15 protein-coding genes are annotated in these 12224 nt (G+C 43.7%); 12 read left to right on the forward strand and 3 right to left on the reverse strand.

Annotated elements, in window-relative coordinates; genetic code table 11:
- The first annotated feature begins 41 nt into the window (after window positions 1-41).
- From ribBA to KHS79_RS15435, 10 genes are all read left to right on the forward strand, one after another.
- Complete coding sequence (gene ribBA, locus KHS79_RS15390; protein ID WP_027707984.1) at window positions 42-1157, forward strand: bifunctional 3,4-dihydroxy-2-butanone-4-phosphate synthase/GTP cyclohydrolase II; 1116 nt, start codon at window positions 42-44, stop codon at window positions 1155-1157.
- A gap of 75 nt (window positions 1158-1232) precedes the next feature.
- The gene (gene ribH, locus KHS79_RS15395; protein WP_027707983.1) at window positions 1233-1709 is read left to right on the forward strand and encodes a 6,7-dimethyl-8-ribityllumazine synthase; all 477 of its coding nucleotides are present in this window, start codon (window positions 1233-1235) and stop codon (window positions 1707-1709) included.
- Window positions 1710-2186 (forward strand): transcription antitermination factor NusB, encoded by a 477-nt coding sequence (nusB, locus tag KHS79_RS15400; RefSeq protein WP_212720120.1) that lies wholly within the window; start codon window positions 1710-1712, stop codon window positions 2184-2186.
- Between the two features lie 3 nt (window positions 2187-2189).
- Window positions 2190-3167 carry a thiamine-phosphate kinase gene (gene thiL, locus KHS79_RS15405; protein WP_212720122.1) on the forward strand — a complete coding sequence of 326 codons (978 nt, stop codon included), beginning with the start codon at window positions 2190-2192 and terminating at the stop codon, window positions 3165-3167.
- Window positions 3168-3368: 201 nt separating this feature from the next.
- Entirely contained in the window at window positions 3369-3848 is a 480-nt protein-coding gene (locus KHS79_RS15410) for a phosphatidylglycerophosphatase A family protein (RefSeq protein WP_212720123.1), read from the forward strand.
- Between the two features lie 73 nt (window positions 3849-3921).
- Window positions 3922-4572 (forward strand): retropepsin-like aspartic protease family protein, encoded by a 651-nt coding sequence (locus KHS79_RS15415; protein WP_212720124.1) that lies wholly within the window; start codon window positions 3922-3924, stop codon window positions 4570-4572.
- Window positions 4573-4772: 200 nt separating this feature from the next.
- The gene (gene ribA, locus KHS79_RS15420) at window positions 4773-5360 is read left to right on the forward strand and encodes a GTP cyclohydrolase II (protein ID WP_027707978.1); all 588 of its coding nucleotides are present in this window, start codon (window positions 4773-4775) and stop codon (window positions 5358-5360) included.
- Between the two features lie 177 nt (window positions 5361-5537).
- Window positions 5538-6032, forward strand: a complete 495-nt coding sequence (locus KHS79_RS15425) for a YeeE/YedE family protein (RefSeq protein WP_212720287.1) — start codon at window positions 5538-5540, stop codon at window positions 6030-6032.
- An 18-nt stretch (window positions 6033-6050) separates the two neighbouring features.
- Complete coding sequence (locus tag KHS79_RS15430) at window positions 6051-6470, forward strand: YeeE/YedE family protein (protein WP_094786159.1); 420 nt, start codon at window positions 6051-6053, stop codon at window positions 6468-6470.
- A 17-nt stretch (window positions 6471-6487) separates the two neighbouring features.
- Window positions 6488-6787, forward strand: coding sequence for an ArsR/SmtB family transcription factor (locus KHS79_RS15435; RefSeq protein WP_212720125.1), 300 nt, complete (start codon window positions 6488-6490; stop codon window positions 6785-6787).
- A gap of 90 nt (window positions 6788-6877) precedes the next feature.
- Here KHS79_RS15435 and dxs read toward each other — a convergent pair whose 3' ends face one another.
- From dxs to KHS79_RS15450, 3 genes are all read right to left on the reverse strand, one after another.
- Window positions 6878-8785, reverse strand: a complete 1908-nt coding sequence (gene dxs / locus KHS79_RS15440) for a 1-deoxy-D-xylulose-5-phosphate synthase (RefSeq protein ID WP_212720126.1) — start codon at window positions 8783-8785, stop codon at window positions 6878-6880.
- Window positions 8786-8971: 186 nt separating this feature from the next.
- Window positions 8972-9868: a polyprenyl synthetase family protein gene (locus tag KHS79_RS15445; protein ID WP_212720127.1), complete on the reverse strand. Its 897-nt coding sequence runs from the start codon at window positions 9866-9868 to the stop codon at window positions 8972-8974.
- Between the two features lie 2 nt (window positions 9869-9870).
- Window positions 9871-10113: an exodeoxyribonuclease VII small subunit gene (locus KHS79_RS15450; RefSeq protein WP_212720128.1), complete on the reverse strand. Its 243-nt coding sequence runs from the start codon at window positions 10111-10113 to the stop codon at window positions 9871-9873.
- A 357-nt stretch (window positions 10114-10470) separates the two neighbouring features.
- Here KHS79_RS15450 and pomA point away from each other — a divergent pair, with 357 nt between their 5' ends.
- A complete protein-coding gene (gene pomA, locus KHS79_RS15455; protein WP_212720129.1) occupies window positions 10471-11238 on the forward strand; it encodes a flagellar motor protein PomA in 768 nt (255 codons plus the stop codon).
- Between the two features lie 9 nt (window positions 11239-11247).
- Window positions 11248-12222 (forward strand): MotB family protein, encoded by a 975-nt coding sequence (locus KHS79_RS15460; protein WP_212720131.1) that lies wholly within the window; start codon window positions 11248-11250, stop codon window positions 12220-12222.
- The last annotated feature ends 2 nt before the right edge of the window (window positions 12223-12224 follow it).

The raw sequence follows: 12224 nt of genomic DNA on the forward strand, positions 1-12224 counted from the left end.
TAAAAACTCAATAATAGTGCCGTGACTGTTTAGGAGTAGCCATGAAATTAAATACCATCCCTGAGCTTCTTGAAGATCTTCGATTAGGAAAAATGATCATCTTGATGGATGATGAAGACCGGGAAAATGAAGGTGATTTAATTATGGCTGCTGATTTAGTGACACCCGAAGCAGTCAACTTTATGGTAACCCATGCACGCGGTTTGGTTTGTTTACCTATGACGACTGAACGCTGTGACTACCTGGGTTTGACACCTATGGTGCCAGCCAATAAAACACCATTTGGGACTCATTTTACAGTATCAATTGAAGCCGCGGAGGGAGTAACAACAGGTATTTCAGCGGCTGATCGGGCAAGAACAATTCAAGTGGCCGTTGACCCCAATGCTAAGCCAGAGGATATCGTTCAGCCTGGGCATATTTTCCCATTACGCGCTCAACCTGGGGGGGTCCTCAGTCGTGCAGGTCATACTGAAGCGGGTTGTGATTTGGCCCGGCTAGCAGGGCTGACTCCAGCAGCAGTGATTGTGGAAATTATGAACGAAGATGGTACTATGGCGCGTCGCCCTGACCTGGAGCTTTTTGCAGAAAAGCACCAGCTGAAAATTGGAACGATCGCTGAGCTAATCCAGTATCGAATTTTACATGAAAAGACCGTTGTCGAGACACAACGACAGCCAGTGCTTACTGAGTTTGGCGAGTTTGAGTTGGTGGTTTTCCACGATACGGTTCAAGATCAAACTCACCTTGCCTTGGTCAAAGGCGATGTGAGTACCGATGAACCTGTTTTAGTGCGTGTTCATGTGGCGGATGCTTTCCGAGATTTACTAGGGGCCCAAAAAGCTGAGTCCCCACGCTGGACGTTTCAAAGAGCGTTGAAAGTAGTTGCAGAAGAGGGTAGAGGGGTTGTTGTTCTTTTAGACTCTGAGCAAACCATTGACTTTGCTGGAAGTATGCAACGCTTCTTTTATCCAGATAAAAAAGGGCCAAGAAATCCTGCATTTAATAGTAGTGGCGCCTATTTGACCGTAGGCACAGGCTCACAGATTTTACGCCTATTGGGTGTAACTAAAATGCGCCTAATGAGCTCACCCATAAAATTTAGTGCAATTTCTGGGTTTGACCTGGAAATTGTGGAATATATTAGTTGCACTTAATCTATCCAAAACGAAGGGATAGAGTGTGACATCATTGGTTAAGCGATATACGTCGTCTTTGTTTACGAGGAAACTATGTCAGACATAACAACCCTCGAAGGGGTGTTAACACCTAACGATGGGAGATATGCAATTGTTGTAACACGCTGGAACGCCTTTGTTGTAGAAAGCTTGTTGCAAGGTGCTTTGGATGCCCTCCTGCGTCATGGGGTTGCGAAAGATCATATTACTGTTATTCGCTGCCCTGGTGCTTTTGAGATGCCTTTGGTTGTGAAGAAAGCTGCCAACTCAGGTAAATATGATGCCATAATTGCACTAGGAGCAGTTATTCGTGGTGGTACACCACACTTTGATTATGTTGCCGGGGAATGTGCAAAAGGACTGGGAGTTGTGTCACTAGAGGCAGAACTGCCAGTGACATTTGGCGTGTTAACCGTTGATAGTATTGAACAGGCTATCGAGCGATCTGGAACCAAGGCTGGTAATAAAGGTGAAGAAGCAGCAATGACTGCATTCGAGATGGTTAGCTTACTTAATCAGCTGGGGTCTTAAGTGAACGATACAGTTTCTAATCCAAACAATGCGGCCAAGCCAAAACCTTCTGAGCGGAGAAGGGCTCGTCAATACGCGCTACAAGCCTTATATCAATGGCATATGGCGGGGGCCAGCTTGACAGATATCGATGCGCAGTTCCGTACTGACTATGATATGTCGAAAGTTGATCTTGGCTATTTTTCTGAGCTGCTGCATGGAATACCACGTAATTTAAAAGTAGTTCAGGATGGATTTGAGCCTTTTTTGGATAGAAATTTTGACGAGTTAGATCCTATTGAGCTGACAACACTAAGGATAGGAACGTTTGAGTTAATGTTTCGTTTAGATGTGCCCTACAAGGTCGTCATCAACGAATCCATTGAACTTGCAAAGCGCTATGGTGCTGAAGAAAGCCACCGTTATGTCAATGGTATTTTGGATAAGGTAGCTGCTAGAGCACGAATGGAAGAAATGCGTGCACTGCGAGGCAAGTAACGAGTGTTATCTGAGTTTGGCTTGATTGCGCGATATTTTCAGCAACCAGGCTTGGCAAATGCCGGGCCATGGTCTCCTCAGTTAGGGATTGGTGATGATTGTGCCGTTATGTCTGTACCTGAAGGGTATCAGCTGGTGGTTTCAATGGATACACTGGTTGCTGATGTTCACTTTCCTGCAGTGGCTTCACCTGAGTTGATCGGTTATCGAGCTTTGGCTATTACAGTAAGTGACCTGGCGGCTATGGGGGCAGAACCTGCTTGGTTTACCTTGGGTTTGACGCTACCTGAAGCGAATTCTGACTGGCTAGCAGGCTTTGCTGAAGGTTTGCAAACGTTGGCCCAGAAAGTGGGTATTTCACTGATTGGTGGGGACACTACGCGAGGCCCACTAACCATTACGCTTCAAGTTCATGGTTTAGTTAAAAAAGAAAAATGGTTATCCCGACAGTGTGCGAAACCCGGAGATGACATCTGGGTTACAGGTACATTGGGTGATGCGGCAGCCTGGTTACCCTATCTGCAACAGGGCTTAGAGGAAAAGCCTACTGACGAAAACCTGCGAACATTGTGGAATCGTTATTATTTCCCAACGCCCAGGGTGGTTGAGGCGCAAAAAGCTGTAGCGCTGGGTTGTCGGTGTGCAATTGATATTTCCGATGGGCTACTGGCTGACTTAGGCCATATATTAACAATGAGCCAGGTAGGGGCTCAGTTAGACTTCTCATCTTTACCTGCCTCTCAGGCTTTACAACAGCTGTTGCCAGAGCTTGAAAAGCAGCAACAAATAATGCTTACAGGCGGGGATGACTATGAGCTTTGCTTTACTGCGCCTCCACATCTCGCTGGAGATATCACTCATTCCTTATCACCCCTCTGCCCAGTATCGCGTATCGGGCAAATCATCGAGACACCAGGTGTTTTCACTACATCAGGCCAGCCTGTGAGCATTTCCCAGCAGGGTTATCAACATTTCAATTAACGCTTCTCTCTTAATTAAAGAGGGTGTCGCAAAAGGTTATGAGCGAAGCAAAGACAAGGCAAAAATCGGCGAAAAGGCGGAGTTTATACTTAATAAATGAGTACTTTGAGCCGATTTTTAACGCAGTATTTGCAAGCGCAGTAGTTTTGCAACAGCCTCTAAAGGCAAAGGTATAAATCTGCATTAAGGAGTTACAGAGATATGAAGGCGGTTACTCCTACAACATTAGGACGTGATCCAAGACTCTGGCTGGCATTTGGTCTGGGCAGTGGTTTATCACCAAAAGCGCCTGGCACTGTTGGTACAATAGCGGCGTTGCCTTTCTGGTGGCTGTTTCAGGGGTTACCTTTGGCTAGCTATGCAGTTGTTGTTTTATTGGCTGCGGTATTGGGTATTTGGCTATGTGGAATCGCTTCAGCCAAACTGGGGGTGCATGATCACCCAGGAATTGTTTGCGATGAGTTTGTTGGATTATGGATAACCTTATTTGCGATACCCAGCCACTGGTTTTGGGTTTTGATAGGCGTCATTTTATTTAGAATATTTGACATCATTAAGCCATGGCCTATTCGCTGGGTCGATAAGCATGTTCACGGAGGGTTAGGCATCATGCTAGATGATGTAATGGCTGGGGTAATGGGATTGTGTACAGCTCAGCTATTGGTTTTGCTTTTTGGGTAATCATATTTTCAGGCGTCGTGCTGAGTGGTAACAGTCAACTATAATCAAAAAGGTATTGCAGTCAGGAGTTGTTATGGTTCGCGTCTTGAGGCTAGTGCTTAGCAGTTTTGTTTTTTTTATCTGGCTTACAGCAGAGGCTGCTCCTCATGTTCAGGTTATTGGCTTATTTAATAATGGTGCTGCAGTTGTAAATATTAATGGCCAGCGCCACTTATTGAAAGTAGGTAAGCCGGCTAAGCAGGGGGTTCGTTTAATCTCAGCAGATACAGCTTCTGCGACCCTTGAAATTGACGGTGTTCAAAAAGTATTCCCACTTTCTAGAGATTACTCAGAAGGATTTAGTGCACCCGTTAAAAAGCGTATTTCTATTCTTAAAGATAACCATGGAAGCTATTATACTCACGGAACTATTAATGGTATGCCCATTCGTATGCTGGTTGATACAGGGGCAAGCTTAATTGCAATGAACTCTGAACATGCGAAAAAGCTGAATATTAACTACATAAAACATGGAACACTTTCGGCAGCATCCACTGCGGGTGGTACAGTAAGAACATTTAACGTCATGTTACATAAGGTTGAGGTGCAAGGTATTGTTCACTATAACCTTGAAGCGGCGGTGATTGAAGGTGATTCTCCACGTGAAATACTACTGGGCACAAACTTTTTAAACAAAGTGAAAATGATAAAACAAGATGGCATTATGTATCTTGAGGAAAAATAAAGGTCTCGCTTTATTATTGTTTCTTTCCTGTAAGTATACACAGAAACTGTAGAGTATTTTTGGCTACCCAGAGTGCTTGTATACCCAATAAGAGGAGTATACTACCGAGCAGCATAATGCAGCCACGTTCCAGTTGAAACTAAAGACTTTTAATGAGTTGTTGTAGCTTGCAGGCAGTAAGAATTAGCTAGGAGTCTTGTGTGACCGTATCATTTGTTGCTGCATCCCAATTACCCACACCATTTGGCATATTTACACTCCATGGTTTTGCAGATGAACATACAGGAAAAGAGCATGTCGCCTTATCAATGGGAGATATCTCATCTGAAAAGCCTGTGCTAATGAGGGTACATTCAGAGTGTCTTACAGGTGATGCACTGTTTAGTTTGCGATGTGATTGTGGTGCTCAGTTGCAGACTGCTTTACAAACCATTGCTGAAAATGGCAGAGGATTGTTGCTTTATCTTCGACAGGAAGGTCGTGGTATTGGTTTGCTAAACAAAATAAAAGCGTATGAGCTGCAAGATGGTGGCGCTGATACTGTAGAAGCCAATGAGCGCCTGGGCTTTGCAGCTGACTTGCGTAAGTATGATATGTGTAAAGCCATGTTAAGTCATTTGGGTGTTTCACAGGTTCGTTTATTAACGAATAACCCCCGAAAAGTCCAAGCGCTGGAGCAGCAAGGAGTGGAGGTTGTTGAGCGTATTCCCTTACAGACTGGTCAAAACCCACATAATGAACGATATTTAGCGGTAAAGGCTGGAAAATTAGGGCATTTATTTCCTTAGAGCTTCATCCATCTTTTTTATCTTACCCATCGTATCGAGGCTTTAGCATAGTTAGCTAAAGCTTTTTTTTCCTTTCTAATGCTGGCTGATACTGATAGCTTATTTATATATTGTATATTTGCGAAATACAATATATAGTTTGATAGAACAATAAGAATAAGCCTTCACATGCTTTTGATGAGAAGACTGGTTGCTTCTCGGAGTGTTTGCCAAATTAATTTTAAAAAATGTGGATTTAAAAAAGGGATTATCATGACATCGTTTACACCTTATTCAGCACTTATTGGTGGTCTAGCCATAGGTCTCTCAGCATTTTTGTTGCTTTGGTTAAATGGTCGTATTGCAGGTATATCTGGCATTGTTAATGGTGCTGTAAAGCTTAAGCAAGCTGATTTAAGTTGGCGGTGGCTTTTTATTTTAGGGATTGTTCTAGGTGCTTTTTTTGCTTCAAAGCTAGGCTTTTCTTTGCCATCTGATTTGTCTTTGTCTTGGGGAGCAGTACTTGTTGGTGGTTTTTTAGTCGGGATAGGTACCCAAATCGGTTCTGGTTGCACCAGTGGCCATGGCATCTGTGGAATAGGTCGTGGCTCTTTAAGATCAATAGTCGCAACGTTGTTATTTATGACAACGGCTGGGCTCGTTGTCTTTTTGTCTCGGCATGTATTCCTTTAATTTATGAGGGGGCAGGGTTTGAATAAAATTGTTGCACTTTGTTGTGGGGTACTTTTTGGAATAGGCTTAACCGTAGCGCAAATGGTTAACCCTCAAAAAGTGTTAAACTTTCTGGATATTTCGGGAGACTGGGACCCTAGCTTGGCACTGGTAATGGCTGGCGCATTATTTATTTACGTTATGGGTTATTTAGTATGGGTAAAACCTAAAAGCAAACCTCTTCTGGATGAACAGTTTTTCTTGCCAGCGAAAAAAACTATTGATAAATCACTAGTTGTGGGCAGTATTATTTTTGGTATTGGATGGGGTGTTTCTGGTATTTGTCCTGGACCTGCATTGGCAAATTTAAGTGGTGGTGATTTAAAAATTCTCGCTTTTATAGGTGCCATGCTTGTGGGTATGAAATGCTCTCCATTGTTGGCGCAATTAACACGTTAAATAATGGTAAAGTAGTAATGAATGATTATGCAAAATGGGAAAGTAACGTAGATCGAGCCGTAAAGGTCTTAAAAGCAGTAGGGCATAAACATCGTTTGATGATTTTATGTGCTTTACAAGAAAAAGAGTTATCTGTTTCCCAATTAAATGCATTATTTCCAATGCCGCAATCAACATTGTCACAGCATTTATCTTGGTTGCGTCAGGAGTCGTTAGTTAAAACGCGCCGAGATGCGCAAACCATTTTTTATGCGCTCAATAGTTATGAAGTTACAGAAATAATTTCGGTGTTACATAAACTGTATTGTGAGTCGTAAAAGGTAGCCTTTCGCAAGACTACCTTTTTAAGGTGATTTTTTTGTAATGATACTCTTTAGTGAAGTAAAGAGTATGGCGGGGGAGAATAATTAAGCTGTTGAGCTATTGCCTAATGATAGCAATTTTAGTCTAGCCTCCACGGCACTGATAATGCCGTCTTTTGTTAGCCCACACTCAGCCAGCTGGTGTTTTGGTTTACCATGTTCAATGTAGCGATCAGGAATACCTAAATTGATTACTGGAATTGTGATATTAGCTGCTTGCAGGAACTCATTAACAGCTGAACCAGCACCACCCATAATGGCGCCTTCTTCAAGTGTGACCAGTAGCTGGTGATTTTTGCTTAGTTCATTGATAAGTATTTCATCCAAAGGCTTGATGAAACGCATGTTAGCTACTGTTGCTCCAAGCTCAGCAGCTGCAGCCTCAGCTTCAGTAAGTAAGGTTCCAAACGCAAGAATAGCGACATTCTTTCCTTGCTTTGTTATTTCACCTTTGCCAATAGGCAGTGTAGCTAAAGACTGCTCTATGGGTGTCCCTGGTCCTGTTCCTCTGGGATAACGAACTGCAGCAGGGCCTTTATACTTAAACCCTGTACTTAACATTTTTCGGGTTTCATCCTCATTGGCTGGTGCCATAATCAGCATGTTAGGAATACAGCGCATAAAGGGAATATCATAGCAACCGGCATGAGTTGGGCCATCTTCACCCACAAGTCCCGCTCGATCTATTGCAAATAATACATCCAGATTTTGGATTGCGACGTCATGAATTAGCTGATCATAAGCACGCTGCAAAAAAGTGGAGTAAATCGCTATAACGGGTTTACCTCCCTCGCAGGCAATACCTGCAGCAAGGGTTACGGCATGCTGTTCAGCAATTCCCACATCGAAGTAACGTTCAGGATATTGCTCTGCAAACTGAATCAGGTCAGAGCCTTCTTTCATGGCGGGTGTGATACCCACCAATTTAGAATCGACTTCTGCCATATCACAAAGCCACTGCCCGAATATATTAGAAAATTTCGGCTTTTTCACCAGCGGCTCAATAGGCTGAACCGGAGGGGATGGCTCTAGTTTGGTGATAGCATGGTAGCCAATAGGGTCTTCTTCAGCAGGGATAAAGCCTTTGCCTTTGGTCGTCACAACATGCAAAAACTGAGGACCTTTAAGCTCTTTAATATTCTTTAAGGTATGAACTAACGTATCTAAGTCGTGGCCATTAATTGGGCCAATATAGTTGAAGCCTAACTCCTCGAATAACGTGCCAGGCACAACCATGCCTTTAAAATGCTCTTCAGTACGGCTTGCTAATTCCCATGCTTTTGGCATTTTTTTTAAGACTTTTTTACTGCCTTCTCGCACCGAATGGTACATTTTGCTGGCAAGAATTTTGGCAAAATAATTGGATAGTCCACCCACATTATCTGAAATGGACATATCGTTATCATTAAGAATAACCAGCATATCAGCGCCAACATCTGAAGCATGATTAAGTGCTTCAAATGCCATGCCTGCAGTCATCGCTCCATCACCAATGATGGCTACTGTTTTGCGCTCTTGCTGTTGAAGTTGGGCGCCAATGGCCATGCCTAATGCCGCACTGATTGAGGTACTGGAATGACCAACACCGAAAGTGTCATATTCACTTTCAGAACGCTTAGGAAAGCCTGCCAAACCACCTTGCTGGCGAAGAGTATGTATCAAATCACGGCGTTCAGTAAGAATTTTATGTGGGTAAGCTTGGTGCCCAACATCCCATACTAAGCGGTCACTGGGTGTGTTAAAAACATAGTGAAGGGCAATGGTCAGTTCAATAACACCAAGTCCAGCACCAAAATGTCCACCTGTTTGTCCAACACAGAACAGTAAATATTGTCGTAATTCGTTAGCTAACTCAGTCAATTTAGCTTCAGGAAGCTGCTTTAACTGCTCAGGCGAACTGATAGTATCTAGCAGAGGTGTTTCTGGTTTGCTGCGTGGTATGTCGTGGAACATGGGCAATCACGAACTCAAATAGTGCTTAATCTTGTCATTGTTAGTTTGTTCTTCAAGCTAGGCACATAGGTTTAAGGGTTGATTTGATTGATGGTTATATTGGCGGTTTAGTTAATGGTGGTGTAAACCTCTGCAATATACCTTTTCTGCGTGTTTAATAAAACACTTAGCCATATTGTTGCGACATTAGTGACGTCGTTCAATAATAAACGAGGCGAGTTCTCGTAGCGGTGCTGCGCGATCATCGAAGATAGATAGTGCGCTGACTGCTTCATGGTAGAGATCCTGCGCTTTTTGTCGGGCAATTTCCAGTCCTAATAACGCTGGGTAGGTTGGTTTATCTTTTGCTGCATCTGCCCCTTGCTGTTTGCCAAGTACACTGGTATCCATTTCTACATCCAGAATGTCATCCTTTACTTGAAACGCAAGTCCAATACAATCCGCAAAATGTGTTAGGGCCTGATGTTGCTCTGCTGTGGCATTGGCGGTAATAGCACCAAGCTGGACACTTGCTCTAATTAAAGCACCGGTTTTATGGCGATGGATTTGCTCTAAATCGGCTAATAACATATGTTGCTTGCCAACAGCTGCAAGATCAAGTGCTTGCCCTGCAACCATGCCATTTGCCCCTGCCGCAACCGTCAGTACTTTTAGCTGGGCGAGCTGTTGACTGAGTGATAGCTTGGCAGTGTCGTTAGGAGTATCAATAATAGCCTGAAAGGCTAAGCTTTGTAGAGCATCACCCGTTAAGATTGCGGTTGCCTCATCAAAGGCTTTATGGCAGGTAGGTTGTCCTCGACGCAAGTCATCATCATCCATTGCGGGAAGGTCATCATGCACCAGCGAGTAGGCATGAATGAGCTCTACGGCACAAGCTGCAGGATCGGCAAGTTCGATATGTCCGCCACAAGCTTCTGTACTGGCATAAACTAAAACGGGGCGAATCCGCTTTCCACCACCCAGAACGGCATAGCGCATCGCTTTTTGGAGCGTTTTAGCTGGAGAGGCATAGTTAACTAAAAGCGCCTCAAGCTGCTGCTCAATACGTTGCTGATAATGAGTGATGAGTTTACTTAAGGACATTATTACGCGTCATCTTCTTCCGCAAAGGGTTGTGTAGAAAGAGAGTCTTTTTTCTCAACTAAAAGCTGCACTTTTTGCTCAGCTTCTTTTAGAGCCTCTTGGCATTGTCGAGTGAGTTTGATGCCTTGTTCAAAGGTTTGCAAGGACTCTTCTAGTGATAGTTCACCAGACTCCAGCTGTTCGACAAGTTTTTCCAGTGCCTGAAGGGATTGCTCGAAGTCAAGCGCTTGTTTTTTCCGGGGCATGATGGTCATCCTGTCGTATTCATCAAGCACGCAACAGTACCCGACAGTTTGATTTTGGTCAATGGACTCCAGGGGATGTATGACTGTGTTCTCAGCTGAGCAGGTATTGAAAATACCGTCTAGAATTACAAACACAGTTCAAGGCTAGTTTTCATCCAACCATAATAAGGTTTTGCAGCTTACTAACGTTTAGTATTTCCGGTTGCAAGCGATCTTTTTTGGGGGTAAAAAGATTGAACGTTCTTGTTTCATACTTCTTAGTTCATAACGTTTAACTACTTGCTATGCGGGCCAAATCGTATTGGGCAATAGCATAGATATCATCATGATATATACAGCTTTCACTAGGAGTGTTCAGTGGATTTAGCGACCTTAGCGGGCTTGCTCGGTGGCTTTGCCATTGTCCTTGCTGCCATTCTATTTGGTGGCTCAGCGCTTGTATTCATTAATGTACCCTCTATCCTGATAGTAATTATTGGTACGTTATTTGTCGTATTAATGAAGTTTAATCTTAAGCAGTTTTTCGGGGCCATGGGCATTGCTGGAAAATCATTTAAATTTGTCCCCCTTGATTTGCCAGCATTGATCGAAGAGATTGTTGGGCTATCAGAACTTGCACGTAAATCAGGACTGCTTGCGCTTGAGGAAAAAGAAGTTGGCCATCCTTTTTTAAAGTACGGCTTACAACTTCTGGTCGACGGTCATGATCCTGTAGTAGTAAAGCGCCTACTTTCAAGGGATATGGCCTTAGCCGTTACAAGACATGAAACGGGTGCCAAAATTTTTTCAGCGATGGGGGATGTTGCGCCTGCAATGGGGATGATTGGCACGCTTATTGGTTTAGTACAAATGCTGTCTAACATGGATGACCCCAAGTCTATAGGCCCAGCCATGGCAGTTGCACTGTTGACAACACTCTATGGCGCTGTGATTGCCAATATGATTGCAATACCAATTGCTGACAAACTGACTATTCGAAGGAATGAGGAAGCACTCAGTAAAGCACTGATTATTGATGCGCTGCTAGCTATTCAAGAAGGTCAAAATCCTCGCGTTATTGATTCTATGTTGCGTACTTATCTGCCAGTTGCACAGCGTGCGCAAGAAGAAGAGGCTGAGGCTTAGGGTGATAACGTGACAGATGATGAGGAAGAATGTCAATGTCCGGAACCCCCTCCTGGGCTTCCTGGGTGGCTTGCCACCTTTGCCGATTTAATGTCTTTACTGCTTTGCTTTTTTGTGCTGCTGCTGACGTTTTCTGAAATTGATGCCATGAAATACAAGCAGATTGCCGACACAATGAAAAATGCATTTGGGGTACAGAAGGTTGTTAAGGATAGGGATATACCTAAAGGAACCAGCGTGATCATGCGTCACTTTAGCCCAGGAAAACCAGAACCAACGCCATTAAATATGGTAAGGCAGTTTACCACTGACCTGCCAAAACCTCAGCTTGATGAGCAATGTGAGCCAGGAAAAGAAACCAAACAAGGGCGAAAGCAAACTACTGCAGGGCAGCAAGCAAAAGAGATAGCTAAACAAACAGAAGAGATGAAGAAAAAGAGTGAGGCTGTTGCTAAAAAACTGACTGCTTCTCTTAAGGAGGAGGTGGATCAGGGCAATATAGAAATTGAGACGAAAGGCAGTAATATTGTTATTAGGATCCAAGAAAAAGGCTCTTTTGGATCTGGAGCGGCTAATTTGAGGCCTAGTTTCATTCCAACCATGGAAAAAATTCGTCACCAGCTAGCGGCAACTGAAGGGCTTATTTCTGTTGAAGGGCATACAGACTCCATTCCCATAGAAACGGCTGAGTTTCCTTCAAACTGGGCATTATCTTCAGCACGTGCTGTGATGGTGGCTCATGAAATGCTGGCAGATGGAAGAATTCCTCCAAGTAGAATTGAAGTGAAAGGCTTTGCGGATACACAGCCTTTAGTGCCCAATAATACTCGTGAAAATCGAGCTAAGAACCGGCGGGTTGAGATTGTAGTGTACCCAGGCATAGCCCCAAAAAAACCTGCAGTTTTTGAAGATATACCCGATTCTAAACCGGAAGCACCTTCTACGCAGGATGACTTCCAACTTCGACCTGAAGAAGTATTCTGAAT

It is taken from the genome of Zooshikella ganghwensis (assembly GCF_018263875.1).
In the GTDB taxonomy this organism is placed as follows: domain Bacteria; phylum Pseudomonadota; class Gammaproteobacteria; order Pseudomonadales; family Zooshikellaceae; genus Zooshikella; species Zooshikella ganghwensis.